This window comes from Microbulbifer thermotolerans (assembly GCF_900112305.1).
GTDB lineage: Bacteria > Pseudomonadota > Gammaproteobacteria > Pseudomonadales > Cellvibrionaceae > Microbulbifer > Microbulbifer thermotolerans.
Map to the genome: position 1 here is coordinate 380976 of NZ_FOKT01000003.1, position 25333 is coordinate 406308.

Annotated in this window: 22 protein-coding genes; 16 read left to right on the forward strand and 6 right to left on the reverse strand. The window is 56.8% G+C overall.

Annotated elements, in window-relative coordinates; translation table 11 throughout:
• Positions 1–9 precede the first annotated feature (9 nt).
• The 3 genes from BM155_RS06745 (at position 10) to BM155_RS06755 (ending at position 3249) form a co-directional block, all read left to right on the forward strand.
• Complete coding sequence (locus BM155_RS06745) at positions 10–2073, forward strand: M3 family metallopeptidase (protein WP_074901867.1); 2064 nt, start codon at positions 10–12, stop codon at positions 2071–2073.
• Positions 2074–2161: 88 nt separating this feature from the next.
• Complete coding sequence (locus BM155_RS06750) at positions 2162–2425, forward strand: YheV family putative zinc ribbon protein (RefSeq protein WP_067149896.1); 264 nt, start codon at positions 2162–2164, stop codon at positions 2423–2425.
• On the forward strand, positions 2425–3249 hold the full coding sequence (locus BM155_RS06755) for a hypothetical protein (protein ID WP_067149899.1): 825 nt from the start codon (positions 2425–2427) through the stop codon (positions 3247–3249). Before BM155_RS06750 ends, BM155_RS06755 begins: the two co-directional genes overlap by 1 nt.
• A 64-nt stretch (positions 3250–3313) precedes the next feature.
• On the opposite strand, the gene BM155_RS06760 is transcribed toward BM155_RS06755, so the two are convergent.
• Both BM155_RS06760 and BM155_RS06765 read right to left on the reverse strand, forming a co-directional pair.
• The gene (locus BM155_RS06760; protein ID WP_074901870.1) at positions 3314–3973 is read right to left on the reverse strand and encodes a hypothetical protein; all 660 of its coding nucleotides are present in this window, start codon (positions 3971–3973) and stop codon (positions 3314–3316) included.
• Positions 3966–5405, reverse strand: a complete 1440-nt coding sequence (locus BM155_RS06765) for an MATE family efflux transporter (RefSeq protein ID WP_254773144.1) — start codon at positions 5403–5405, stop codon at positions 3966–3968. Before BM155_RS06765 ends, BM155_RS06760 begins: the two co-directional genes overlap by 8 nt.
• Positions 5406–5893: 488 nt before the next feature.
• Here BM155_RS06765 and coxB point away from each other — a divergent pair, with 488 nt between their 5' ends.
• The 4 genes from coxB to BM155_RS06785 are packed head-to-tail and all read left to right on the forward strand — an operon-like array spanning position 5894 to position 10083.
• Positions 5894–7039, forward strand: a complete 1146-nt coding sequence (gene coxB / locus BM155_RS06770) for a cytochrome c oxidase subunit II (protein ID WP_074901873.1) — start codon at positions 5894–5896, stop codon at positions 7037–7039.
• A gap of 11 nt (positions 7040–7050) precedes the next feature.
• The gene (gene ctaD / locus BM155_RS06775; RefSeq protein ID WP_067149908.1) at positions 7051–8601 is read left to right on the forward strand and encodes a cytochrome c oxidase subunit I; all 1551 of its coding nucleotides are present in this window, start codon (positions 7051–7053) and stop codon (positions 8599–8601) included.
• Between the two features lie 13 nt (positions 8602–8614).
• Positions 8615–9187, forward strand: coding sequence for a cytochrome c oxidase assembly protein (locus BM155_RS06780; RefSeq protein WP_067149911.1), 573 nt, complete (start codon positions 8615–8617; stop codon positions 9185–9187).
• A gap of 5 nt (positions 9188–9192) precedes the next feature.
• Positions 9193–10083: a cytochrome c oxidase subunit 3 gene (locus BM155_RS06785; RefSeq protein ID WP_067149914.1), complete on the forward strand. Its 891-nt coding sequence runs from the start codon at positions 9193–9195 to the stop codon at positions 10081–10083.
• Between the two features lie 78 nt (positions 10084–10161).
• Here the strand turns inward: BM155_RS06785 and BM155_RS06790 are convergent, their stop codons facing one another.
• Entirely contained in the window at positions 10162–10386 is a 225-nt protein-coding gene (locus BM155_RS06790) for a DUF2909 domain-containing protein (protein WP_067149917.1), read from the reverse strand.
• Between the two features lie 51 nt (positions 10387–10437).
• Here BM155_RS06790 and BM155_RS06795 point away from each other — a divergent pair, with 51 nt between their 5' ends.
• From BM155_RS06795 to BM155_RS06825, 7 genes are all read left to right on the forward strand, one after another.
• Positions 10438–11163, forward strand: coding sequence for an SURF1 family protein (locus BM155_RS06795; protein ID WP_074901875.1), 726 nt, complete (start codon positions 10438–10440; stop codon positions 11161–11163).
• 47 nt (positions 11164–11210) lie between these two features.
• The gene (locus BM155_RS06800) at positions 11211–11840 is read left to right on the forward strand and encodes a redox-active disulfide-containing membrane protein (RefSeq protein WP_074901877.1); all 630 of its coding nucleotides are present in this window, start codon (positions 11211–11213) and stop codon (positions 11838–11840) included.
• Between the two features lie 10 nt (positions 11841–11850).
• The gene (locus tag BM155_RS06805) at positions 11851–12963 is read left to right on the forward strand and encodes a COX15/CtaA family protein (protein WP_083421106.1); all 1113 of its coding nucleotides are present in this window, start codon (positions 11851–11853) and stop codon (positions 12961–12963) included.
• A gap of 270 nt (positions 12964–13233) precedes the next feature.
• Positions 13234–14127 (forward strand): heme o synthase, encoded by an 894-nt coding sequence (gene cyoE, locus BM155_RS06810; protein WP_067149925.1) that lies wholly within the window; start codon positions 13234–13236, stop codon positions 14125–14127.
• 3 nt (positions 14128–14130) lie between these two features.
• Positions 14131–14817: an SCO family protein gene (locus BM155_RS06815; protein WP_074901881.1), complete on the forward strand. Its 687-nt coding sequence runs from the start codon at positions 14131–14133 to the stop codon at positions 14815–14817.
• Between the two features lie 253 nt (positions 14818–15070).
• On the forward strand, positions 15071–15859 hold the full coding sequence (locus BM155_RS06820; protein WP_074901884.1) for a CPBP family intramembrane glutamic endopeptidase: 789 nt from the start codon (positions 15071–15073) through the stop codon (positions 15857–15859).
• A 293-nt stretch (positions 15860–16152) separates the two neighbouring features.
• Positions 16153–16467, forward strand: a complete 315-nt coding sequence (locus tag BM155_RS06825) for a heavy metal-binding domain-containing protein (protein WP_367620090.1) — start codon at positions 16153–16155, stop codon at positions 16465–16467.
• Positions 16468–16527: 60 nt separating this feature from the next.
• Here BM155_RS06825 and BM155_RS06830 read toward each other — a convergent pair whose 3' ends face one another.
• The 3 genes from BM155_RS06830 to BM155_RS06840 all read right to left on the reverse strand — a co-directional run bounded on the left by BM155_RS06830 (position 16528) and on the right by BM155_RS06840 (position 21167).
• Positions 16528–19143 carry a TonB-dependent receptor gene (locus BM155_RS06830; protein WP_074902034.1) on the reverse strand — a complete coding sequence of 872 codons (2616 nt, stop codon included), beginning with the start codon at positions 19141–19143 and terminating at the stop codon, positions 16528–16530.
• A gap of 465 nt (positions 19144–19608) precedes the next feature.
• Positions 19609–20409, reverse strand: a complete 801-nt coding sequence (locus BM155_RS06835; RefSeq protein WP_082817330.1) for an iron chelate uptake ABC transporter family permease subunit — start codon at positions 20407–20409, stop codon at positions 19609–19611.
• Positions 20406–21167: an ATP-binding cassette domain-containing protein gene (locus BM155_RS06840; RefSeq protein WP_175487769.1), complete on the reverse strand. Its 762-nt coding sequence runs from the start codon at positions 21165–21167 to the stop codon at positions 20406–20408. The genes BM155_RS06835 and BM155_RS06840 overlap by 4 nt, the downstream gene beginning before the upstream one ends.
• Positions 21168–21270: 103 nt before the next feature.
• Between BM155_RS06840 and BM155_RS06845 the strand changes: the two genes are divergently transcribed.
• Both BM155_RS06845 and polA read left to right on the forward strand, forming a co-directional pair.
• On the forward strand, positions 21271–22176 hold the full coding sequence (locus tag BM155_RS06845; protein ID WP_254773145.1) for a metal ABC transporter substrate-binding protein: 906 nt from the start codon (positions 21271–21273) through the stop codon (positions 22174–22176).
• A gap of 169 nt (positions 22177–22345) precedes the next feature.
• A complete protein-coding gene (gene polA, locus BM155_RS06850; protein ID WP_067149937.1) occupies positions 22346–25069 on the forward strand; it encodes a DNA polymerase I in 2724 nt (907 codons plus the stop codon).
• Positions 25070–25333: the final 264 nt, after the last annotated feature.

A 25333-nucleotide genomic window follows, 5' to 3' on the forward strand; every position in this document is an offset into this window, starting at 1 on the left:
GGGTCTTGTATGTCCAATTCCGTACCGACTTCTCCTCTGCTCGATATGCCACTGCTCCCGCCGTTTGACCGTTTGCGGCCGGAGGATGTGGAACCGGCAATCGCCGAATTGATCGATCGATGCTGCCGGAAGTTGCAAGAAGGGCTAAATAAGCCGGGTTGGGAAAGCACCCTGGCTCCCCTGGAAGAGGTCCAGGACCAGCTCAACCGCGCCTTTTCGCCAGTCAGTCACCTTAACAGTGTATTGAGTGGACCCTGGCGGGCACCTTACGAGGCAGCGCTGGCCCGGGTGACCGCCTATTGGACCGAGCTGGGGCAGAACCGCGATCTGTACGCCGTCTACCAGCAGCTGGCGGATTCACCCGAATTCTCTAGCTGGCCGCAGCAGCGCAAGAAAGCCGTGGAATTGGGGTTGCGGGATTTCGTCTTGGGCGGGGTTGGGCTCGAGGGACGGGCGCGGGAGACTTTCGCTGCCAACAGCCAGCGTTTGGCGGAGTTATCCAGCCGTTTTGCCAATAATGTGCTCGATGCCACCAATGCTTGGACCTGGCATACAGAAGACGAAAGTGAGCTCTCCGGCCTGCCACAGACGGCACTGGCCGCCGCCCGAGCGGCGGCGCAGTCCAGGGGACTGGAAGGCTGGGTGATTACGCTCGAAGGCCCCAGTTATCTCGCTGTCATGACCCACGCTGACAACCGCGACCTGCGGGAGCGGGTGCACAAGGCGTATGTCAGCCGCGCCTCTGACACCGGCCCCAACGGCGGCGAGTTCGACAACTCGGCAGTGATGGAAGAGATATTGCGCCTGCGCTCGGAGCAGGCGCGGCTGTTGGGAATGGCCAATTACGCCGAACTGTCACTGGCCAGTAAGATGGCGCCGGACACTGACAAAGTGCTGGAGTTTCTGGGGGATCTGGCTGCGCGGGCGAAACCGGCGGCGGAGCGGGATTTCGCTGAACTGCAGGCTTTCGCCGCGGAAAAACTCGGCTTGGCTGAACTGCAACCCTGGGATATCGCCTGGGCGTCGGAAAAGCTAAAACGGGCGCGTTACGCGGTCAGCCAGGAGGAACTGCGCCCCTATTTCCCCTACCGCAAAGTGCTCGCCGGTCTTTTCGCGGTGGTGGAAAAACTGTTTGGCGTCACCGTGGAGGAGGATGAGCAGGTACCTTGCTGGCACCGAGATGTACAGTTCTTCTGGCTGCAACGGAACGGCGAGCGCATCGCTGGTTTTTACCTGGACCCCTTTGCCCGCGAGAACAAGCGCGGCGGCGCCTGGATGGACAGCGTTTGCGTGCGCCGGCAGACTACCAATGGCCTGCAGCTGCCGGTGGCTTATTTGGTATGCAACTTTTCCGCACCTACTGCGGACAAGCCCTCCCTGCTGACCCACTACGAGGTCACCACCCTGTTTCACGAATTCGGCCACGGTCTGCACCATATGCTGACCAAAGTGGATGTGGCGGCCGTATCCGGGATCAACGGTGTGGTCTGGGATGCGGTGGAATTACCGAGCCAGTTCCTGGAGAACTGGTGCTGGCAGCCGGAAGTTATCGCGATGATTTCCGGGCACTTCGAAACCGGTGAGCCGCTTCCACAGACACTGTTGGAGCGTATGCTGGCGGCAAAGAATTTTCAGTCGGCCATGTTCACCGTGCGTCAGCTGGAGTTTGCACTGTTCGATTTTAAACTGCACTGCCTCGAGCAGGGCGCCTCCGCCGCCGATATTCAGCAGCTCCTGGACAAGGTGCGCGCGCAAGTGGCGGTGGTCCCGGTAGCCGATGAGAACCGCTTCCAGCACAGCTTCAGTCATATTTTTGCCGGCGGTTATGCCGCGGGCTATTACAGTTATAAATGGGCCGAAGTGCTCTCTGCGGATGCCTTCTCTCTGTTTGAGGAAAAGGGAATTTTCGATGCTGCCACGGGTGAGCGGTTCCTACACGCTATTCTCGAACAGGGCGGCAGTCGCGACGCGCTGGATCTGTTCACGGAATTTCGCGGGCGCGAACCTAGAATAGACGCTTTGCTGCGTCATTCCGGTATAGAGCAACAGGAGTTGAATACAACCCCAGGCTGAGTGCCAGCAAGCAGAAGTGGCGATCACCTATACCGCGCTCTGCCGCTGAACTCACGGCATTCAGGTCAACCAACTGAGCAGTAAAACGATGAAACAAGATGAGGGCGAAAAGCCGCCGAAAAAACGATTTATCGCCGGTGCCGTTTGTCCGCGCTGCGGCCAGATGGACCGAATCGTTAATTATCGTCAGAATGATAAAAATTACCGCGAGTGTGTCGCCTGCGGATTCAAGGACGAGATTCGACTGCAGTCCTCGCCCAGGGAGCTTGCCACGCGGGTGCACAGGCCTGCAGGGGAAGAAGAAATCGCGGTACCGGTAAAAATCATTCAACCATCGAAAAAACAAACCTAGTGAAAAAACTGTATCCGCTACTGGCTTTTTTGCTGGTGGTCTCCATAGCCGCTCTCTACGGACTGGACTACTATCGCAACTTACGCGAACAGCAGCGTGAACAAACTGCACACCTGCTGGCCAGCTGCGTTAACCAGGGGTTGCTGGCGTTGTTCCGGCTGCAAGCCAATGACTGGCGCGCGCAGCCGGATTTCCATAGTGAACAGAAACGCAAACTCAAGGAAGTGGAAGCGCAGTTACCGCAACAACTGCTGGAAGGGCAGCCGTTTGCCGAGTGGCAGGAAGCCACGGTTATCTGCGATAAATTGACGCGTCACAGCAATCTGCAGCATGAAACCATCTTCCGCCCCCTGGGCGATTTTGCCGCACCGAAAATGTCCGACAGTCGCACGTTGAAGGATCGCAATGCCCTGAAGCACCGGCTGCGGGTAATTGACCAGCTGAAAATTTCCGCGCAGGCCGCGGACCGCTATCTGCAGGACCTGCTCGCCGATATCGACAATCAATTGCGCAACAGCAATCTGTCTCCGCAGAGCCGCGAGCGCGCCCTGCGCGAGATTAACTCCCAAGTGCTGGATTTTTATCGCAAGGGGAAATTTTCAAAAACGCAGGTGGATGCGCATTTGCAACGGGTGGGGCGTTTCTATCGCTTGCTCGCCGATAATCCGGACGGATACAGTCTGCGCGGAGGAAGCCTGTATTTTTATGACCGGAATCTGCGCCGCGAGATCGACAACCTCAACAGCGCCATCCTACAGGGAGAAGCCCAGTTCTATGGGAATTGGGCGCAGATAGTCGAGCGGCAGCAATTGCAGTACAAATAGCGGTAGACTTCGCACTCAGTGCCCGTGTGGCCGGAGTCTCGCGGACATGTCCGCCTCACGCAGCTTAATGTAGTGTATGGATTTGGCGCTCTCCCAACGGGAGGCGCAGGGCAATACCCATTTCCGCTGCCAAGTCCGGCCAGGTACCTGGGGTTTCGATCAAGCGCTGTCGGGCAAGGATCATTGCCACCAGGCTTTCCGGAGCCAGCCGTTGTTTCCGGAACTGGTGGCCCAAAGCCATGCAGATTTGGTCCAAGTCCACAGCGTAAATCTCGCCGAGCAATTCTCTGACCACCAGATTCGCCACCATGGAATCCATCGGCAACAGCGGCATGCCACAGACTGGCTGCAGGTGATCGTTTATCTCCTCGAACGTGCGGTGTGCCAGGTAGGCATCGTCCAACAGGGCTGCCACACCGACTTGCTCCGGGTGCCGCTCCGGTGGTTCGGCAAAACCGTGAACAATTGTCTCCCGTACTGGATTGAAAGGCATTCCGCCCACTTCGCTCAGTGTTTCCAGCTGTCGCAGCCACTCGGGTACTACCTGGATATAGCGGATGGCGAACTGCGTAAGCTGCTGCGCAATATCTCTCTGGGACACTTGGATAGCCCGGTGCAGCCGGGGCAGAGAGCGCTGGAGTGAGCGAAGGAAGCGGCCCTGGTGACGCTCGAGCGTGACAGCCCGCTCGATGGAATCTTCTATGATCTTATAGTCGTCACACATCACTACCACTTCTCACATCAACGGCGGTATCCCCTTTTCCGTTGATTTGCGAGGTGGCAATACTGCTAACGACAAAAGAAGATGGATGACTCTGTTGTCCCGGTACTACCCAGGACACTTTTAAAGTGTAGTAGCGATAATATACCGCCAAGCCCAAAGAACGTGAAACAAACCACAAAAACAAGCTGAACCACACGCCATGGTTGCCCCAGCCGCGGGTCAACCACCACACCGGGAAAAACACGAGCACGGTTGCCACAAACATGGAATCGCGCATTTCCCGGCTTTTGCCCGCGCCGATAAAAACCCCGTCCAATTGGTAACTCCAGACCGCGATCAAAGGCAGGGTACAGAGCCACCAATAGGCTCGCTCCGCCTGAGCGATGACAGTATTGAGATCCGTAAACAAGGGCAAAATCAGTGGGCGCCCGAATATGAGCACCAGTGTGATCACAGCCGCGCTGCCCAGAGCCCAGATACCGGCACTGCGCACAGTAGCGTGGAATAAGTGCGGGGATTTCTTTGCCACTGACTCGCCCACCAAGGCCTCGGTGGCGTGAGCGAAACCGTCCAGGGCATAGGAGGTCATCATCAACAGCTGCAACAATATTGCATTGGCCGCGAGTACCGCATCACCCTGCGCCGCGCCCTGGGCGGTAAAAAAGGTCAGGGTCAGCAGAAGCAGGCAGGTGCGTACGAAAAGGTCTCCATTGATGCGAGCCAGTTCCAGCCAGGGTGCGGCAGATCGGTGGGGAAAGAAGTCTGTGCGCTGGAGCTGTCGGGAAATATTTTTCCAGATATCCGCGTCCACCCGCCGCAGCCTGAGCAAGCCGCAGGCGAAGGCACAGACGTCGGCACAGACACTGGCCATGGCTGCGCCTTCTGCGCCCAGGCCGAGGCCGGCGATAAACACCAGGTCCAAGACGATATTAAGGGCATTGGCGGCCAAGAGGATAAACAGCGGTGCGCGGCTGTCCTGCCGGCCGATAAAAAAGCCCAGCAGGGCGAAGTTGGCCAGGGCAAGCGGCGCGCTCAGCAGGCGAATCTGAAGATAGGCTGCAGCGTGGGGCGCGGCCTGCGGGCTGGCGTTCATCCACTGCACGATGACCTCGAGCAGTGGAGAGGCAATAATCGCCAGCAACAGACCGAGAAGCAGCCCCGATAGTACCGCGCGCAGCAGCCAGTCAGCGCCGCCATCACCGCTTCGCGCGACCAGGCCAGTGGTCCCCATACGCAGAAAACCGAAAGCCCACAACAGCATCGACATGACACTCGCCCCTATGGCGACACCGGAAAGGTAAACCGGTGAAGGCAGGTGGCCGAGAATTGCCGTGTCCACGGCGCCGAGCAGGGGCACCGAGATATTGCTGAGAATCATCGGCCAGGCCAGATTCCAGACGCGACTGTTCATTGTGGGTTGTGGTTGCGACATACAGCTATCCGAATATGGGGCACTATCGTTCCCGCCGCTAGCGAAACTGTGCGATAAGGTTGCAGGATTTCCCAGTGCGTCAATACTTTACAGAGACGTGCCGCGGCGCCGTCAGAAGACGTTGAGAGCGGTCTTTATGCGGCCGGTTACGGAGCGGGGGCTGATTGACTTTTCCCCGGCGATATGTTCCTGTTAGCGATGCAGTAGTTGCGACAAAAAGAAACAGGTTGTTGGTTGTACCTTCCGGACGACGACATCTGAAGTAAAAATCTTAACTAAGAATAACAAGTTGCACTGACAGCAGTATCACGGGGATGTCTCCCCGTCCAGTGTATGTAGTCTTGTGTTACTACAGCATGTCCACAAAATCTGTGTGGATTTACTCCGCCGTTGCGGAGTACTCCGGTTATCCGTGGTGGCCAACGGCCGAGAATAATAACGACGGGTTTCGTATCTGAATCCCGCGAAAACACGGAGATCTGTAGGCGATGTTGAAAGGCTTCAAACGGCTGTTCGCCTTCCCGGCCGCCCTCGGCCTCGTCCATTCCTCACTGGCGGAGGAGCAAGGGGCGGAGCGCTGGGGGGTCAATATGAGGCAGGGGGTGACGGAGGTTGCCCAGAGTACTTACGACCTGCACATGCTGATCTTCTGGATCTGCGTGGCCATCGGCGTGCTGGTTTTTGGCGTGATGTTTTACAGCATGTGGCGCCACCGCAAGAGCAGGGGTTACAAGGCCGCGCAATTCCACGAAAGTACAATCGTGGAGCTCGTCTGGACGATTATTCCCACCCTGATTCTGATCGGCATGGCGGTTCCCGCCACCAAGACCCTCTACGATATTTACGACACGGAAGAAGCCGATATCGACATCATGGTCACCGGCTACCAGTGGAAGTGGAAGTATGACTACCTGGGCTCCGATGTTTCCTTTTTCTCCAACCTGTCCACGCCTCGCACTCAAATCGATAACCGCCAGCCCAAGAGCGAACACTATCTCCTGGAGGTAGATGAGCCACTGGTGATACCGGTGAACAAGAAAGTTCGTTTCCTACTCACCGCCAACGATGTTATCCATTCCTGGTGGGTGCCGGAGCTGGCGGTGAAGAAGGACGCCATCCCCGGCTTTATCAACGAGGCCTGGGCCAGGGTTGACGAGCCGGGAATCTACCGCGGCCAATGTGCCGAGCTGTGCGGCAAAGATCACGGCTTTATGCCGATTGTGGTCAAGGCGGTTCCGGAGGCCGAGTACAACGCCTGGTTGAGCGAGCGCGCGGAGGCCGCGGCCAAAATGAAGGCGCTTACCGAGAAGACGTTTACCTTCGACGAACTCTTCGCGCGCGGTGAGCAGGTCTACAACCGTACCTGCGCCGCCTGTCACCAGCCCAATGGTCAGGGTGTGCCCGGAGCCTTCCCTGCCATCGCCGGTTCAAAGATCGCCACTGGGCCGCTGGAGGGGCACCTGAACATTGTGATCTATGGTTCCAAGGTCAACCCGGCGATGCAGGCGTTCGGCCAGCAGCTGTCCGAGGTGGACCTGGCCGCGGTGATCACCTATCAGCGCAATGCCTTCGGCAATGATATGGGCGACACCGTGCAGCCCGTCGACATTCTTAATTTCAAGAATCAGCAGTAGAGGAACTGGTCATGGCACACGGCCCGCAATCAGGATTCAAGCGGTGGCTCTTTACCACCAACCACAAAGATATCGGCTCCATGTACCTTTGGTTCAGCTTTGCGATGTTCCTGCTGGGCGGTTGCATGGCACTGGTGATCCGCGCCGAGTTGTTCGAGCCCGGTTTGCAAATTGTGCAGCCGGAGTTCTTCAACCAGATGACTACCATGCACGGTCTGATCATGGTTTTCGGGGCGGTGATGCCCGCCTTTGTCGGCCTCGCCAACTGGATGATTCCGATGATGATCGGCGCACCGGACATGGCGCTGCCGCGCATGAACAACTGGAGTTTCTGGATACTGCCATTCGCTTTCGCGATGCTTTTTTCAACCCTGTTTATGGAGGGTGGGGCGCCCAACTTCGGTTGGACTTTCTACGCTCCCTTATCCACGGAGTATGCACCGCCGAGCACCACCTTCTTCATTTTCTCTATTCATATCATGGGCGCCTCTTCCATTATGGGCGCGATTAATATCATCGCCACCATTCTGAATATGCGCGCGCCCGGCATGACGCTGATGAAGATGCCGCTGTTTGTTTGGACCTGGCTGATCACCGCCTACCTGTTGATCGCCGTGATGCCTGTGTTGGCGGGTGTGGTGACGATGATGTTGATGGATATTCACTTTGGCACCAGCTTTTTCAACGCGGCGGGCGGCGGTGATCCCGTACTCTTCCAGCATGTGTTCTGGTTCTTCGGCCACCCCGAGGTCTACATCATGATTTTGCCGGCCTTTGGTATTGTGTCGACGATCATCCCCACCTTCGCGCGCAAGCCGCTCTTCGGCTACAGCTCCATGGTGTATGCGACGGCCTCAATCGCATTTCTGAGCTTTATCGTCTGGGCGCACCATATGTTTACCGTGGGCATGCCAATCGCTGGTGAACTCTTTTTCATGTACGCCACTATGCTGATTGCGGTGCCTACTGGGGTCAAAGTGTTCAATTGGGTCACGACCATGTTCCGCGGCGCCATGACTTTTGAAACGCCGATGCTTTTCGCGGTGGCCTTTGTGATTCTCTTTACTATCGGCGGTTTCTCCGGCCTGATGCTCGCCATAGCGCCGGCGGACTTCCAGTACCACGATACTTACTTTGTGGTCGCGCACTTCCACTACGTGCTGGTACCTGGGGCTATCTTCTCCATCACCGCCGGTGTTTACTACTGGCTGCCGAAGTGGACCGGAAACATGTACAACGAAACCATGGGCAAGGTGCATTTCTGGCTGGCGTTTATTGGTCTCAACCTGACCTTCTTCCCAATGCACTTCGTCGGCTTGGCTGGGATGCCGAGGCGGATTCCGGACTACGCGCTGCAGTTCGCCGACTTCAACCAGATTTCCAGCATCGGTGCCTTCCTGTTCGGCGCCGCACAGATCGTTTTCTTGTTCAATGTCGTGCGCACCGTGATGGGGGGCAAGAAAGCAACAGACGAGGTTTGGGACAATCCACAAGGTTTGGAGTGGACTGTGCCTTCTCCAGCGCCGTATCACACTTTCAGCACACCACCAGCCGTGCGTTAAGGGGGAGACGGCGATGGGGCTGAGCGATAATGCAAAATTAGCCACCAAGCTGCTGGCGCTTGCCGCCGGCATGCTGGTGTTTGCCATTTTCGTGATGCCTCCCCTGTACAACGCCTTTTGCGAAATTACCGGGCTTAACGGAAAAACGGGCGGCAGATACGAAGCCGTACCTGCCGCAGTGGACTCGGATCGGACGGTAACGGTGCAGTTTGTGGCGAGCAACAACGAGAATATGCCCTGGCATTTCAAGCCGGGCCGTGTGTCAATAAAAGTGCACCCCGGCGAGGAGACAAACGCGGTTTTCCTGGCTTATAACCCGACGGACAGAGATATGGTCGGTCAGGCCATACCCAGTCTGGTGCCCTTCAAAGCCGCGGAGTATTTCCATAAAACCGAGTGCTTTTGCTTCAACCAGCAGACGTTGAAAGCGGGGGAAAGCGCGGAATTGCCACTGCGCTTTATTGTCGATCCGGATTTGCCGCGGAGCGTCAACACCATCACCCTTTCTTATACGCTGTTCGATGTCACGGAAAGAGTTTCAGCCCATTTTGATAACAACAATGCTGACCCCCAGCGAGAGGGATAGAAATTATGGCTACTGAAAGCAGCTACTATGTGCCCGAGCAATCTCGGCTGCCTATTTTCGCCACCATCGGTCTATTCCTGACCGCCTTTGGTGCCGCCTATTGGATTAATGGCGGCAGCGCATATATTTTCTCCGTCGGCGCCCTTGCGATGGCGGCAGTACTTTGGTTCTGGTTTTCCGCGGTAATCAGGGAAAACATGGCCGGCCTGAACAGCGAACAGCTAAAACGCTCCTATGTCTGGGGAATGGGCTGGTTTATATTTTCAGAAGTCATGTTTTTTGCCGCCTTTTTCGGCGCCCTTTACTATATTCGCACTTACTCAGTTCCATGGCTCGGCGGTGAGGGGGATCGGGGACTTTCCAATATGCTGTGGGAGGGGTTTGAAAGTAACTGGCCACTGTACGTAACGCCAGATGCCGCTGCCCACGGCGATGCCGCGAAATTTGTGGGTCCAAAGGAAATCATAGACCCCTGGCATTTGCCGCTGTTGAACACTGTTATCCTGTTGTCTTCCAGCGTTACAGTCCACTTTGCCCATGTCTTTCTGAAAAAAGACAAGCGCCAGGCGTTTAATATTTGGCTGGGTATCACCGTTGTACTCGGTGCACTGTTCCTGTTCTTCCAGGCGGAAGAGTATTACGAGGCGTATAAACATCTCGGTCTCACCCTGGAATCCGGTATCTATGGAACCACTTTCTTTATGCTGACCGGTTTCCACGGCGCCCACGTGACGCTCGGGACCATAATGCTGCTGATTATGCTGCTGCGTTCAGTGATAGCGCACCATTTCAAACCGGACGATCATTTCGGCTTTGAGGCGGCCAGCTGGTACTGGCACTTCGTCGATGTAGTATGGGTGGGGCTGTTTATTTTCGTCTACGTGCTGGGATCGTAATCCCGGTCACCGAAGCGGTCTCAGGTAGTCATAGATACAAAATTGCTACGGTGCCGCCACCCTGACAGCGAAGACCGCTCAATACTTGTCGGCCCAGGGTGCGGTATTGGAAAGCAGACCGCTGTCAAACCCATACCAGATGGCTAGCAACAGCAGTGCTGCCAGGGTAATGCGGATGCCCAGTGCGTAGAGTGTGCGTTTGGATTCCGGAGCGCCCATATCGCGCAGAAGGAAAAACAGAGCACTGGACAAGCTGGCCAGCACGGCGAGAAATAAAAACACAATAACGATTTTCAGCCACATAGTTTATTTGCCATTTTTATTGTAGGGGCCCGCTAGCGGGCCGGAATCGGCATGACTGTACAAGCATCATCAGTGCCAGCGAAGAAGGCCAGTGTAGCACTGATACGCAGCTGGCCTCTTACTCTGTTCAGCAGTCTGCTGTTTCCACTGCTTCTGTGTCTCGGCTTCTGGCAGCTGCATCGCGCCGGGGAAAAAGCCGCGATCAATGCCGCTATAGACGCCCGATTGTCATCACAGCCGCGCTCCATCATCGAACTTGGTGAGGACCTCGATAACTACCAGCCGGTGCGTCTACATGGCCGTTATACCGATGAATATTACCTGTTGGACAATCAAACCAGGAATGGCCGTCCCGGTTACGAGGTACTTCAGATTTTCGTATCCGGCGGGCAGCGCTGGATAATCAACCGGGGATGGGTGGCGGCACCGCTGCAGAGGAATGAGCTGCCAGAAATCCATTGGCCAATGGCGGCCAAGGTAATAACCGGGTTTCTTTATCCGGTCGCAACAAGCGACAAGGGGCGGAAAACCACGAGTGAAAAAAGAATACAGAGGGTTAACACGGTATTTACTGGTCGTCTACAGTTGGCGCGGCCCGACTGGTCCATTCGCTTGACGGCGGACTCGGACACAGCGTTGGTGACGGACTGGCAGCTGTTAAACAGCCCGCCCGAGCGTCACCAAGCATATGCCACACAGTGGTTTGCTATGGCTATTGCGCTTGTGATCCTGTGGTTTTTCGCGGCGACAAACCTGCCGCGGAAGTTGCGAGAGTAAGTGTAGATCCAGCAAACCAGCAAAAAACGCGTAGAGGTGACTGAACAGTGAACCAATACAAGGGTATTGCGGCTAATAGTCGGGAGGTGCCCTCTGCCCGCAGCCGTCTTCAAGGGGTTTTGATGATCGCCGCCGTGCTCGTACCGATGGTCGCGGCCTATATCGTCTACTACACCGGGTATGGCATACCCGACGGCAGGATTAACCAGGGTGAGTTGTTGCATCCGCCGGTGAATATCCTGAATCTTCCTTTCAGCGACTTGAGCGGAAAACCACAGACATTCGCCGGGGAAAAGGCTAAGTGGCGCTACCTGATCATACCGGGTGGTGAGTGCGACACAGACTGTGAAAAAATACTCTACACCAGCCGTCAAGTGCATATACGCTTGGGTGACAAGGCGAACCGGGTAGAGCGTTTGCTGGTAGTGATGGCACCACCGTCGGACGGTCAGTTGCAAATGCTGCAGCGGGAACATCCACGGTTGCGCCTAGTGCGCCTGGAGGAACGCGCATGGCAGCAGCTGCACCAACAGACAGAACACCGTAACATCTCTGATCCCAGGCTGTTGCTGGTGGATCAGCAGGGCTTTGCGATGATGGCTTATGACAACCGCCACAGCGGCAACCAGCTGCTGAAGGATATCAAGCGCTTGTTGAAATACTCCTATGAGCAGTAAAGGAGAGACAATGAATTCATACACTGCACTATCTGCCGACGGTCAGCCACATACGGACTGGCGCCTGCGTTTGACGCTGATCGGATGTGCCCTGGCGCTGGTGGTGGTTGTGCTCGGCGCTTTTACCCGTCTGATGGATGCCGGTCTTGGTTGTCCCGACTGGCCTGGCTGCTACGGTCACCTGACGTGGCCGGTTGAACAGCACGAAATAGAAAGTGCCAACGCCGCATTCCCCCACGCACCGGTTGAAACCGACAAAACCTGGCCGGAGATGGTGCACCGCTACTTTGCCGGCGCCTTGCTGCTACTGGTTGCGGGGCTTACGGCGCTGACGTGGCGCCGCCGGGGGCAACGCGCTTTTATTCAAATCCATATTCTGCTCGCCCTGATCATTTTGCAGGCGGCCTTTGGTATGTGGACCGTGACCCTCAAACTGTGGCCCCAGGTAGTGACCGCACACCTGCTCGGGGGCATGGCGACCCTGTCGATGTTGTGGCTGATTGCCGAGCGGTTGAGAAACTCGCCGCCCAACAAAGGGCGGTTTATCCCCACGCATGAATTCCGTGCACTGCAGAAAATCCGCCCACTGGCGTTTGCGGCTGTTGTGGCGGTCGTGTTGCAAATCGCCTTGGGGGGCTGGACCAGTGCCAACTACGCGGCTCTCGCCTGTGCGGACTTCCCCACCTGCCACGGCCAATGGTGGCCGGAAACGGATTTTCTGCAGGGCTTTAATATTGCTCAGCAGATCGGTCCCAACTATCTGGGTGGCGCACTGGAAAGCGATGCCCGTACCGCGATTCACTTGACGCACCGGATTGGCGCCCTGGTGGTCACTATGCTGGTGTTGACCCTTGCTGTGCTCGCCTGGCGCGCGGGATCGCGCCGCTGGGCTATTGGCCTCGCCGTGGTGCTCTGTCTGCAGGTGTGCCTGGGAATTGCCAATGTATTGCTCTCCCTGCCGCTGCCGATTGCCGTGGCGCACAATGCCTGTGCGGCGGTGTTGCTGTTGGGACTGCTGACATTCGCTTACCGGATACAGACAGCGCAGCCGGCGGCATCAGGCACTATGACTTCACGAGCCGTTTCGCCGGGCGATGATAGCGTGCTGGTGACAGACCTGTGAAAAAGTTATTGAGAGTGTTCGGAATTTGGAAAGGTATGGGTTCCCCTGTTTTTGTTAAGGAACTTCTGATTAATTCGTACAAGCGCTGTAGTTAATTTGCGGCGCTCAGGCCTCGCAACCTCTTTACTGTCGGGCAGCGAATTATTCTGAGACTCCTTAAAACCCAAGGGATAAAAACAGTCACCGAAGGCCCCCACGTCCAACCGTGTGGTTGCTATGATTGATCCCAAACGGGAAAAGATTCACATATAAGAATAATGAGGTGAAACCATGAGCTCGCGTACCGCAACACTGGGTCGTGCCCGCTGGCGCGATTACTACGAACTCACCAAACCGCGGGTGGTGATGCTGATGATCCTCACTTCCGTGATCGGTATGCTGCTCGCGGTGCCTGCTGCCCCGCCACTGGACATTCTGGTGTTGGGCAATTTGGGCATAGCACTCTGCGCAGGCAGTGCCGCTGCGGTCAATCACCTGGTGGACCGTCATGTGGACATCAGAATGGCCCGCACCAGTCAGCGGCCGGTGGCGCGAGGCCGGATTGAACCGCAGAAAGCTCTGCTGTTTGCCCTGCTGCTCGGTTGTGCGGGGATGTCCATTCTGCTTGCTTTTGTCAATTCACTGACCGCTTGGCTGACCCTGTTTTCCCTGCTCGGTTACGCCGTTGTCTACACATTATTTTTAAAGCGTGCCACACCGCAGAATATCGTCATTGGGGGCATCGCCGGCGCCGCGCCGCCACTGTTGGGCTGGACTGCGGTGACCGGAGAGCTGCACGGTCACGGCCTGCTGCTGATGCTGATCATCTTTGCTTGGACACCTCCGCACTTCTGGGCGCTGGCGGTGCATCGGCGCGAGGAATATGCAAAAGCGGATATCCCGATGTTGCCGGTGACCCACGGCGTGGCATACACCAAGCTGCATATTCTGCTTTATACCTTCATTTTGCTGGCGGTCAGTTTGCTGCCTTTCGCTACCGCCATGCTCGGTTGGCTCTATCTGCTCGGCGCTGTGATTTTGGGACTGGGTTTTGTCTACTGGGCAGTGGAAATGTTGCGGGACAAAAATCCGGACGCGGGTATGGAAACCTTCAAATATTCCATTATTTATTTGATGTCTCTCTTCTGCATAATGTTGTTGGATCACTACCTGGTTGCGGTGTAAGTTATGAGCAATTCAATAGCTGTGGAGGAGTACGGGGGCGCGACACCGGAGCAAAGGCGCGGCATTTGGATGACCGTTGCCGTTCTATTGTTGTTTATGGTCATGGTACTCGCGGGCTTTTTACACAAAATGAGCCAGCCGAGGGTACTCACTGATTCCGAGTTGCGAGCCAATGGTGCGGTGAAACTAGAAAGACCGCGTATACTGGATGATTTCCAGCTGGTGGCGGATAGTGGCGAACCGTTTTACACACAAGATCTCAATGGACGTTGGACGCTAATTTTCTTTGGCTTTACTCACTGTCCGGATATTTGTCCGACAACCTTGGCAACTTTGAATCATTTCTATCAGCTGCTCGATGATAAAACCCGTGCGGATACTAATATTCTGCTGGTATCGGTAGATCCGAAAAGGGATTCCCCTGAGCAGTTGCGCGACTACGTGCGCTATTTCAATGCGGAATTCCGCGGTGTGACTGGTGAATTCCTACAGCTCAAGCGATTTGCCAACCAACTCAATGTCCCCTTCAACAAGGTCCCCCTGGAAAATGGCACCTATACCGTAGACCATGGATCACAAGTGGTTCTGCTCAACCCCCGCGGCCACTACCACGCCTTTTTCAAAGCGCCCCTGGACCCGGCTAAAATGAAACTCACCTACCGATCCATGCGCGCGGCATTTAAGGGGTGAAATAATTAATTACGGTTCCGCTTTCTATTCCCACTTGAGATTTCCGTCTGGTGGAGAAATTCCGTTGTCATTAAGGGGCGAATTTGTCGAAGGCTCCCTAGAAATATGTTTACCAAAGGAAAGCGATTAAATGTAAAAGTCCGCTGGCGGAAGAATTTGTCAGTCGCTTTATGGTGTGTCATTGATCGGCGATAGGTATCATGCTGCCGCAGCTTGCGTAGTTGCATATACACCAACGGGAAGGAAACACACGATGCTTTCTGCAAATTCCGTCAGAACGGACAGCAATTCCGCGAAGCCGCTGCTGCAAAAAAACGATGCTATTGCCGTAGCTGCACTGCTTTCTCTATGCGCGCTTCCCTTAGGCTGGGCGGGATTGGTAGCCCCCTTTCTGTGGCTGCTATTGCACGCCATAGAATCCAGTGTCGGATGGAAGCGGGCCCTGGCCTACGGATTCAGCGCTCTATTGATGTTGGCTGCCGCCAGCGGACAGGTGCCGGGCAGCGAGCGAATAGCGCTGATGCCACCCTATATAGATAACGATGGCAACCGGATTTACGCCAGTTTTAACGCTGGCAAAGCGGCCATTGCGGCCGCCGTTATGGCGTTTATGATTCGCCGCCGCCAGTGGTTTAAGCCGGCCGATCTCCCGATAGTACTGGCTGCCATTGCTTTGCCGTTTTTTGCTGGTTTGATGATTTATGGCCCCTCGCTAAAGTTCGGCGCAGCGATTGGAGTCGCTGCACTGATCAATTTATTAGTGGTGTGTATCAGTGAGGAAGGTTTTTTCCGCTGGGTACTGCAGCGCGGAGGGGAGTTGTTCCTGGGACGCTGGATCGCAGCCTTGGTGGTGACGGCGCTCTTCACCCTGCTGCATACCGGTTGGGCAGTTTCCCCGTTGGCATTGGGCTTGGTGAGCCTCGCCGGTTTCGGTTATGCCTTGTTGTGGTGCTTGCGGCGGAACTTCTGGGTCTGTGTACTGGCCCACTGGGGTGTGAATTTGTTGCATTTGTTGTTTTTGCCCTATCCGCTGCCAGCGTAGCTGGGCTGGGCAATCGCTAGTTCGCTCGCTTTGTGTTCTAGTCAACTTCTGATTAATTCGCTTGAGCTTTATAGTTGGCTTCGGGGCGCTCAGGTAATAGGGCGGATATTTCGAAAACGCACGAGTACTTTCCTATAGCTCCGACGGATACATCCCTGTATCCGACGGTTTCGAAATATCCGTCCTATTACCTGAGCTTCACATCCGCTCCCGAAGAACCTCTGCCACCAGGAAATGAATTAATCAGAGGTTCCCTAGATCCTTCGTGTTTTGTAGAGAGGTGAATGATGTTAATGACAACCACTTCCGTGATTGATGGCCGCGAGATCCAGGAGTATCTGGGTGTCGTGGTGGGGGAGGCCATCTTGGGAGCAAATATTTTCAAGGATATTTTTGGTGCTGTGCGGGATATTGTCGGTGGCCGGGCCGGAGCTTACGAGCGGGAGATGGCCAAAGCGCGCAAGGTGGCTTTTGAAGAAATGGAAGAAGAAGCCCGTAAGCTGGGAGCGGATGGGATTGTCGGTATCGATATTGACTATGAAGTGGTCGGCCAGCAGGGAAGTATGATGATGGTCAGCGTCAGCGGTACCGCAGTGAAGTTTCGCTGATAATTGGTAAAGAAGGGGGCTCGCCCCCTTCTTGAAACGGAAACGGCAGAGCCAGCGATCTCAGAAGTTGTAAACCATCTTGCCATAGATAAAGCGGCCGCGAGGGTCGTGCTGACTTTGTACATACCCGTAGAGGTCTGAATCGCCATCGCCGATTGCGAAGGGCGGTTCTTCATCCAGGGCGTTGTCGGCGCCGAGACTCAACACCAGATTATCGAAACCGGTATAGCGGGCCTGCAGATTCAGTGTCAGGAAAGCATCCACAGTACGCGATTTGTTGGCTTCGTAGTCGAGGGTGCCGTCGAAGTCGATATCCGGCGTATCCTCAAATTCACCGATATAATTCAGCCCAGCAGTAAAGGCGAAGTTGTCGAAGGTCCAGTCGCCGGATGCAGACCAGCGGTGCTGTGGATATTCGTATTCGCCGGCCAGATCGCGGGTTTGGAATACCTCGTCTGCATTTAGTTCCACTCGTTCAAACTCTGACAAGTAGGTGTAATCCAGGCGGAGACTCAGATCGCCGCCCGCTAGCTGCAGGCTGGAATAGACCAGGCTCAGATCGACACCAGACACCGTTTGTTCGCCGATATTCTGGAAACTGCTGTTAACGGACTGCAAGGCGCCGAGGGACTCGCCGGGCAGGGGTGTATCGCGTCGGCACATGGTACTGTTCTGGTCGTTGCAGTATTTGTAGTAGATATAACCAACGGGCACTTCATCGATCTTGCCTTCCTGCGTGATGCTCCAGTAATCGAGGGAAAGCTGCAGGTCGTCAATCGGGGTGATGACTGCGCCCAGATTGAAAGACTCAGATTCCTCAGCCTCCAGATCCGGGTTGCCTGAAAAGACAATGGTGTAGTCGGTACTGGCGCAATAGGTGCTGTTTATCGCACAACCGTAGGTATCCACGAAGAAAGTGGATTCCTGGGATGGACCCAGGCCAATCTGTGCAAGGGAGGGGGCGCGGAAACCGGTGCCCCAGGAGGCGCGCAGTGACAGGCGGTCATTGGCGGTCCACAGCAGGTTCGCCATAGGGTTGGTGGTGGAACCGAAATCGCTGTAATCGTCGTAGCGGCCGGCCAGGGTCAGGTCAAGATTGGCGGGCAGGGGAATCGCAAATTCCACGAAGGCGGAGCCAATATCGCGGCTGGCGGATGCCGATACGGACTCCGTGCCGAAGATTAAGCCGCGCTGGAACTGGTCATCGGGGATATCTGAGACGGATTCTTCGCGATATTCCAAACCGGTAGCCATGGCAATGGCGCCGTTGGCAGTGTCAAAGATTTCACCGCTGATGGTGAAGTCCACCCCGGTCATTTGCGACTTGCCCCGGCGCACCAGGCTGGTGGTAATAGCATCGATCACCGATTGCGGATTCTGTGTACCGCCGAAGGGATTGTAGCGGCCCGCATCGATTTCCTGCTGCAGCAGGTCGGTGCGCACCCAGCCCTGGGAGCGGTCACCGCTCTGGATGGATTCGCTGCGGGAGCGTTGTACCGACGCCTCCCAGTCCCAGTCGGCGACAGTGCCGCGCAGGCCAAAGACAGCGCGGATGTTGTCCGTCTCTATATCCCACTGGCGCGCGCCGGCGTCTACTGTACGGTAGCGGTAAATATCCAGATCCGATGTCGTAGAGAAGGGATTGTCCGGATGATCCGCCGGCACTGTGAGGCCGGCATCACCGTCCAGTGGTGTGGGGGCGCCCTGGGCGATAGAGGTATTGTGCTGGTAGGCCACCTCGGTAAACAACTCCACGCTGTCGCTCAGCTGGGTGTGCCCGAGCAGAAGCAGACCGGTGCGCTCGGCCTCGGGAATCAACAGCCCCCAGGGGCCGTAATCGTAGACACAGCCTTCATCGGTGTTGCTTTCGGGCGGGCAGGCCGGGTCCGGTACAATGCTGCCGTCCACATTGAAGCTGCCCGGGTAGCCCCGCGAGGAGCGAAAATCCATACCGCCGCGGGCGGACTGGTCGGCAGTATCCAGCCCCTTGCGCTCAATACTGGCCAGGGTGCTGTTCTTATGATGATCGAAAATCAGTGTGAGGTTGGCGTCGTCGCCATTGATACCCCAGATAGCGGCAGTGGACTGCTCATCGTAGCCATCGGCGCCGCCATAGTCGACGGAGACCTCCATCCCCTCGAAGTCGTCGCGCAGCACTAAGTTGACCACACCGGCCACTGCGTCGGAGCCGTAGATGGCCGAGGCGCCGTCTTTGAGCACTTCAACCCGCTCCACTGCCGCCAGCGGGATGGAATTGATATCCACAAAATTGGTAGTGATACTCTCCGCAAAGGCGCTGATGGCTACCCGACGGCCGTTGACCAGAACCAGGGTCGCATCGGCACCCATTCCGCGCAGACTCACCGCGGCGGCACCGTTAGCGGTGGAATCCTGGTTATTGCCGCGGGTGGAGAAGGTACCGTTGCCGGCTGCGGGATTTTTTTCAAACATCTGCTGCAGGCTGGTATAGCCGGACTTTTCAATCGCCTCCCTGTCCATCACCTGGATAGGCGTGGCAGTTTCAAACTCGGCGTTGCGCTGAATACGCGATCCGACAACAGTGATTTCTTCTATGGCCTCCTGTTCTGCTGCGAGCGGGGACTGGGGAGCAGCCGCGGCGGCTGCAGTGATAATGGCGGTAGCCAGTGCATTACGGTGAAAGATTGATTTGTCCATAATCATTGCCCGTCCAATTTATTTTTCGTTATTGGTGACCGACCTGATCCAGCTGGTCGTGGGGCAACATTAGCAACGTCAAAACGTCGAAACAATCAGACAGTGAGTTTGAGTGCGGTAGTGGGCGTTTTTGGCGGATAATTTCACATATTAAGCAGCAATCAAAAAAGTTTTGCCTAATAAATACAGTATATTTGGGAAAGCTTAAAAGATCGCGATGCCCCAGCTCCTTGAAGGCAAAGATAGCTCTAGGGAACCTCTGATTAATTCGCTTCCTGACGGTAAAAATTCTTTGGAGCTAGATGAAAAGCTCAGGTGATAGGATGGCCATTTCGAAACCGTCGGATACAGGGATGTATCCGTCGGAGCTACAAGGAAGTACTCGTGCGTTTTCGAAATGGCCATCCTATTGCCTGAGCGCCACGGAACTAACCAAAGCGTTCACGCGAATTAATCAGAGGTTCCTTAGTTTTTCCGGAACTGGCAAAACAAAAACACGATACCGGCTGACAGCACGATAGATGGCCCGGCCGGCGTGTCCCAAAGGACGGAAGCCGCGAGACCCAGCACGACCGCCAGACAACCAATGGCGGAGGCCAGGGCGGCCATGCGTTCCGGGGTATTCGACAATTTGCGCGCAGCGGCGGCAGGGATGATCAGCAGGGCGGTGATCAGCAGCACACCCACCACTTTCATCGCGATGGCGATCAGCAACGCCAGCATCAACATCAATGCCAGCCGCACCCGCACCACGGGGACACCTTCCACCGCGGCCAGCTCTTCGTGAAGAGTAAAGGCGAGCAGTTTATCCCACAGAAAGTACATCAGGGCAGCGATCAGCGCGGCAGTTGTCGACATCAGCAGCAGATCCCGGCTGCTCACCGCGAGCAAATCGCCGAGCAGCAGAGACAACAGATCCACCCGGATTTCGAACAGGCTGACGGCGACAATACCCAGCGCGAGCATTGAATGGGAAAGTATGCCGAGCAGGGTATCCAGAGAAAGCTGCTGCCGCTGCTGCAAATAGACAAGTATCAGCGCCAGTCCACAGCAGGTAGCACCTACAGCCAGGGTCGGCATCAGGTGAAGCGCGAAGCCGAGGGTGACACCGAGCAGCGCCGAGTGGGCCAGGGTATCACCGAAATAGGCCATCCGCCGCCACACCGCGAAGCAGCCCAAAGGACCGCTTACCAGTGCCACCAGAATGCCAGCGGCCAGGGCATACCAGAGAAACTGACTCTGTAGCAGTTCGCCAAATTGCACTATTTACCGCGCTCTTGTTTGTTATGGAGGGGTTCTTGGCCGGATGGCCGCACTATGTCACCGCCTATGTCGTGGCGGTGGTCGTGGTCGTGGGTGTAAGGGGCCACCTTGTCGCCGAAGAGTTCGAGGTAGGCCGGGTCCCGACTCACTTGTTCGGGGTGCCCGTAGCAGCAGATATGCTGGTTGATACACAGCACCCGGTCGGTCGCGGCCATTACCAGGTGCAGGTCGTGAGATACCAGCAGCACGCCGCAGCCCAGCTCATCCCGCAGGGCGGCGATTAACTGGTAGACTTCGCCCTGGCCGCCCAGATCCACGCCCTGGGTGGGCTCGTCCAGAACCAAAAGCTGCGGGTTGCGCGAAGCGGCCCGGGCCAGCAGTACTCGCTGCATTTCGCCGCCGGACAGATCCGCCAAAGCGGTTGCACTCAAGTGTTCCGCGCCGACTCTCTGCAATGCCGCGCGCGCCCGCTCGGCACTCAGATCCGCCTGGCCCAGTTGCAGAAAACGCTGTACCGACATCGGCAGGGACGCATCGACCTGCAAACGCTGCGGCATATAACCGATGCGCAGGCCGGGTTTGCGCCGCACAGAGCCGCTGGTGGCTTTGGTCAGGCCGAGCAACAAGCGCAACAGCGTCGTCTTGCCGGCGCCGTTGGGTCCGATAACGGTGACGATCTCCCCCGCGCGCAGTTGCAGCGAAATATCTCGCAGCAGCTGCCGGCCAGCGATTTCCAGGCCGAGGTGGTCAGCGGTGATCAGTGGCTCCGATGGGCTCAGGGTGAAATCTCCAAAATGGCGAGGGGATTGGAATGACTGGCGGGCAATAGCCGGGTGTGATTATATCGCAGTTTTTTGTCGACCCATGTCCAATATGATGTTTCGTCCGCGGTACCTGCTTCTTTTATCGACGCTCATTCTGCTCGCCGCCTGCGACAGAACTCAGCCCGGGGAGCAGTCGCCACTGGTGGTGAGTATCCGGCCACTGGCACTGATTGCACAGGAGATTGTCGGTGACGACCTGCCGGTGCATTTACTGATAGAAAACGCGGATCCACACCACTACGCGCCAAGTGTTTCCGACCGCGCGCTGCTGGAGCGGGCGCGCCTGGCGGTATGGCTGGGGCCAGAGATGGAAGCCGTGCTGGCGAAACAGATGGCACTGCTGCCCGCCGGGCGCCAGCTCCCACTGTTGCGCGCCGGCGGCTACGAATTTGCGGGCGCGAACGAAACCGATGCGCACCTCTGGCTGCGCCCGCGCAATGCCGCGGTCATCGGCGCACACATCGCCGAGCGCCTGGCCGAACTGGAGCCGAGTCGGGCGGAGGATTTCCGCCGCCGGGCGCGCGACTTCTCCCGCCAAATGGCCAACCTGCAAAAGGTGCTGGATCGCGCGCTCTGGGCATACCGGGACATGCCCATCGTGGTGACACACGATGCCTACGGCCACTTTTTTGGTGCCGCCGGGGTGGAAACCAAAGCCCTCAGCCAAACCGGGACTGCGAGTCGCGGTGCCAAGGCGCTGTTGCAGTTGCAGGACGCCGGTGACGGCTGCCTGTTCGGAGAAGTGCCGGAAAATGACCGCGATCGCCAGCTGGCGGAACATCTGGGCTTGCGCTACGTGGCCCTGGACCCGTTGGCAGTGCACCTGGCTGCGCGTGCCAGCTACCGAGATCTGATCGAGCAGTTGCTGGCACAGGCGCGCCGCTGCCTGGCGGCGCTGCCCCATAGTGTTTCTGCCCGGCATGAACACAAGGGAACCTCTGATTAAGTCGCTTTCTGGCGGTGCAGGTACTCCGGGGACAGATGGAAAGCCGATGCGAATGCATCAGCGGTTCCCGGACTTCGCCGGGCAGGTCGGGGAAAATGCCGGCAAAGGACGTTATGCTATCTGCAATTTGCCTCCCGCAATCCAATTCCAACACTGATTTCTGAGATTTATGACGAACAAAAACACCCAAGCTCCGCTGATCCTGGTGGACGGCTCCTCTTATCTCTACCGCGCCTTTCACGCCCTGCCACCTTTGACCACCAGCAGTGGCAAACCCACCGGCGCGGTGCGCGGCGTTATCGCCATGTTGCGCCGCCACCTGAAGGAGCACCCGGACAGCACTGTGGCAGTGGTGTTTGATGCCAAGGGCAAGACCTTCCGCGACGAACTCTACGCCGACTACAAGTCCCACCGCCCGCCGATGCCCGACGAGCTGCGCGAGCAGATCCAGCCAATTCACGACATCATCGATGCTATGGGCTTGCCGCGGCTGGTTGTGGAAGGTGTCGAGGCGGACGACGTGATCGGTACCCTGGCCCTGGAGGCACAGCGTCAGGGCCAGGCAGTGATTATCTCCACCGGCGACAAGGACATGGCGCAACTGGTGCGCCCGGGTATCACCCTGGTCAACACCATGAGCAACACCGAGTTGGATGTGGAAGGTGTCAGGGAGAAATACGGTGTGGGCCCGGAGCTGATCATCGATTTCCTCGCCCTGATGGGGGACAAATCCGACAATATTCCCGGCGTGCCCGGCGTGGGCCAGAAGACCGCCCTGGCACTGTTACAAAACCTCGGCAGCTTAAAGGACATCTACGCGGACCTGGATGCCATCGCACCCCTCGGATTCCGCGGCGCCAAAACGCTCGGTAAAAAAATGGCGGAGCACCGCGAAGCCGCCGAATTGTCTTACAAACTGGCCACGATCAAGACCGATGTGGACTTGCAGCTTCATCCACAGGATCTGCACAACGCCGAGCCGGACATCGACAGACTGATCGCACTGTTCGAGACGCTGGAATTCCGCGGCTGGCTGGAGGAGCTCTCCGGCGAATCCGCGCAAGAGGCAATGGCGGAAGCGGTCGAACGGGAATACGCCATAGTGACCGAAATGGCCGAATTCGACGCCTGGCTGCAGAAACTCAAAGAAGCCGAAATTTTTGCCTTCGACACAGAGACCACCAGCCTCAACTATATGCAGGCCAAGCTGGTGGGCCTGTCTTTTGCCGTGGAACCCTACAAGGCCGCCTATGTGCCCCTGGCGCACGATTATATGGGGGCGCCGGCGCAGCTGCCTTTCGATGAGGTGCTGGCCAAGCTCAAGCCGCTGCTGGAAGACGAAAACCACAAGAAGGTGGGCCAGAACCTCAAATACGACAGCCATATCCTCGCCAACTACGGCATAGAACTGCGCGGGATTGCCCGCGACACCATGCTCGAATCCTACGTGCTCGACAGCACCGGCAGCCGCCACGATATGGATAGCCTGGCGCTCAAATACCTGGGCGAGCAAACGGTCCACTACGAAGACATTGCCGGCAAGGGCGCCAAGCAGCTGACCTTCAACCAGATCGAGGTGGACAAGGCGGGCCCCTACGCCGCTGAGGACGCCGACATCACCCTGCGCCTGCACCAGGAACTCTCCCCGCGACTGGCCCGCGAGCCGTCTCTGGAAAAAGTGCTGGACGAAATCGAAATGCCCCTGCTGCCGGTACTGGCGCGTATGGAGCGCAACGGCACTTATATTGACGCCAAAATGCTCGCCGCGCAGAGCGCCGAGCTGGAACAAAAGATGCGCGAAGTAGAGCAGCGGGCCTTTGAGGAAGCCGGTGAAGAATTCAACCTCGGCTCTACCAAACAGCTGGGGGCCATACTCTTCGACAAGCTGCAGATACCGGTCATCAAAAAAACCCCCAAAGGCGCCCCCTCCACCGCGGAACCGGTTCTGCAGGAACTGGCCCACAGCCACGCGCTGCCGGCCCTGATTATGGAATACCGGGGTCTGGCCAAATTAAAAAACACTTACACCGACAAACTGCCGCAGATGATCGATCCGGCCACCGGCCGGGTGCACACCTCCTATCACCAGGCAGTGACGGCCACCGGGCGCCTGTCTTCCAGCGATCCGAATCTGCAGAATATCCCCATCCGCACAGAGGAGGGGCGCCGCATCCGCCAGGCCTTTGTCGCTCCCGCGGGAAGCAAAATTATCGCTGCCGACTATTCGCAGATAGAACTGCGCATTATGGCCCATCTATCCGGCGACAAAGGTTTAGTGGAAGCCTTTGCCGCAGGCCAGGACATCCACCGGGCCACGGCCGCCGAGGTATTTGAGGTAGCGCCGGAGGCGGTGACCGATGAGCAGCGCCGCCGCGCCAAGGCGATTAACTTTGGCCTGATATACGGCATGTCCGCTTTCGGGCTAGCCAAGCAATTGGATATTCCCCGGGCCGACGCACAGCAATATGTAGACCTCTACTTCGAGCGCTATCCGGGCGTGCACGCCTATATGGAAAACACCCGCAAACAGGCGTCGGAACAGGGCTATGTGGAAACTCTGTTCGGGCGCCGCCTCTATCTGCCGGAAATCAATTCCCGTAACGGCGCCCAGCGCCAGGCCGCCGAGCGCACCGCCATCAACGCGCCTATGCAGGGCACCGCCGCAGACATTATCAAACGCGCCATGATCGCCGTGGACACCTGGCTGGCGGAGCAGGGACTGGAAACCAAGCTGATTATGCAGGTGCACGACGAACTGGTACTGGAAGTGCCGGAACGGGAAGTGGAGCAAGTCAGCACTGGTATCACCGAACTGATGCAAAGCGCCGCGGAACTGCACGTGCCCCTGATTGCAGATTTGGGGGTGGGGGATAACTGGGATCAGGCGCACTGATACAGCCGTCTTAAATAGCCTCTGATTCACTTGTGAGACATTTGTTACAAGTTCAGGGGCACTCGGCAAATGGGATAGGTATTTCAAATATCCAGGACCAATTCCCAATATCTGACGGCTTCACAATGTCATCCCATCACCTGGGTTGCTCGCCCGGACTGGAGAACCTTTTCACCAGAGAGTTACTGAGCAAATTTTTTTGCTTTGCAGATAATTTTGCTCGAATAAAGGTGTGACGCAGCACCCAAAGAACTGGCTGGTCGC

What these genes read in the sequence shown, in the direction of transcription:
- BM155_RS06750 (WP_067149896.1), top strand. Translation starts at nt 2,162, where the DNA reads ATGAAACAAGATGAGGGCGAAAAGCCGCCGAAAAAACGATTTATCGCC.
- BM155_RS06805 (WP_083421106.1), top strand. Translation starts at nt 11,851, where the DNA reads ATGAATTCATACACTGCACTATCTGCCGACGGTCAGCCACATACGGAC.
- BM155_RS06825 (WP_367620090.1), top strand. Translation starts at nt 16,153, where the DNA reads ATGACAACCACTTCCGTGATTGATGGCCGCGAGATCCAGGAGTATCTG.
- BM155_RS06820 (WP_074901884.1), top strand. Translation starts at nt 15,071, where the DNA reads ATGCTTTCTGCAAATTCCGTCAGAACGGACAGCAATTCCGCGAAGCCG.
- BM155_RS06780 (WP_067149911.1), top strand. Translation starts at nt 8,615, where the DNA reads ATGGGGCTGAGCGATAATGCAAAATTAGCCACCAAGCTGCTGGCGCTT.
- BM155_RS06765 (WP_254773144.1), bottom strand. Translation starts at nt 5,405, where the DNA reads ATGTCGCAACCACAACCCACAATGAACAGTCGCGTCTGGAATCTGGCC.
- coxB (WP_074901873.1), top strand. Translation starts at nt 5,894, where the DNA reads ATGTTGAAAGGCTTCAAACGGCTGTTCGCCTTCCCGGCCGCCCTCGGC.
- BM155_RS06830 (WP_074902034.1), bottom strand. Translation starts at nt 19,143, where the DNA reads ATGGACAAATCAATCTTTCACCGTAATGCACTGGCTACCGCCATTATC.
- BM155_RS06815 (WP_074901881.1), top strand. Translation starts at nt 14,131, where the DNA reads ATGAGCAATTCAATAGCTGTGGAGGAGTACGGGGGCGCGACACCGGAG.
- cyoE (WP_067149925.1), top strand. Translation starts at nt 13,234, where the DNA reads ATGAGCTCGCGTACCGCAACACTGGGTCGTGCCCGCTGGCGCGATTAC.
- BM155_RS06845 (WP_254773145.1), top strand. Translation starts at nt 21,271, where the DNA reads ATGTCCAATATGATGTTTCGTCCGCGGTACCTGCTTCTTTTATCGACG.
- BM155_RS06795 (WP_074901875.1), top strand. Translation starts at nt 10,438, where the DNA reads ATGACTGTACAAGCATCATCAGTGCCAGCGAAGAAGGCCAGTGTAGCA.
- BM155_RS06760 (WP_074901870.1), bottom strand. Translation starts at nt 3,973, where the DNA reads ATGTGTGACGACTATAAGATCATAGAAGATTCCATCGAGCGGGCTGTC.
- ctaD (WP_067149908.1), top strand. Translation starts at nt 7,051, where the DNA reads ATGGCACACGGCCCGCAATCAGGATTCAAGCGGTGGCTCTTTACCACC.
- BM155_RS06785 (WP_067149914.1), top strand. Translation starts at nt 9,193, where the DNA reads ATGGCTACTGAAAGCAGCTACTATGTGCCCGAGCAATCTCGGCTGCCT.
- polA (WP_067149937.1), top strand. Translation starts at nt 22,346, where the DNA reads ATGACGAACAAAAACACCCAAGCTCCGCTGATCCTGGTGGACGGCTCC.
- BM155_RS06745 (WP_074901867.1), top strand. Translation starts at nt 10, where the DNA reads ATGTCCAATTCCGTACCGACTTCTCCTCTGCTCGATATGCCACTGCTC.
- BM155_RS06790 (WP_067149917.1), bottom strand. Translation starts at nt 10,386, where the DNA reads ATGTGGCTGAAAATCGTTATTGTGTTTTTATTTCTCGCCGTGCTGGCC.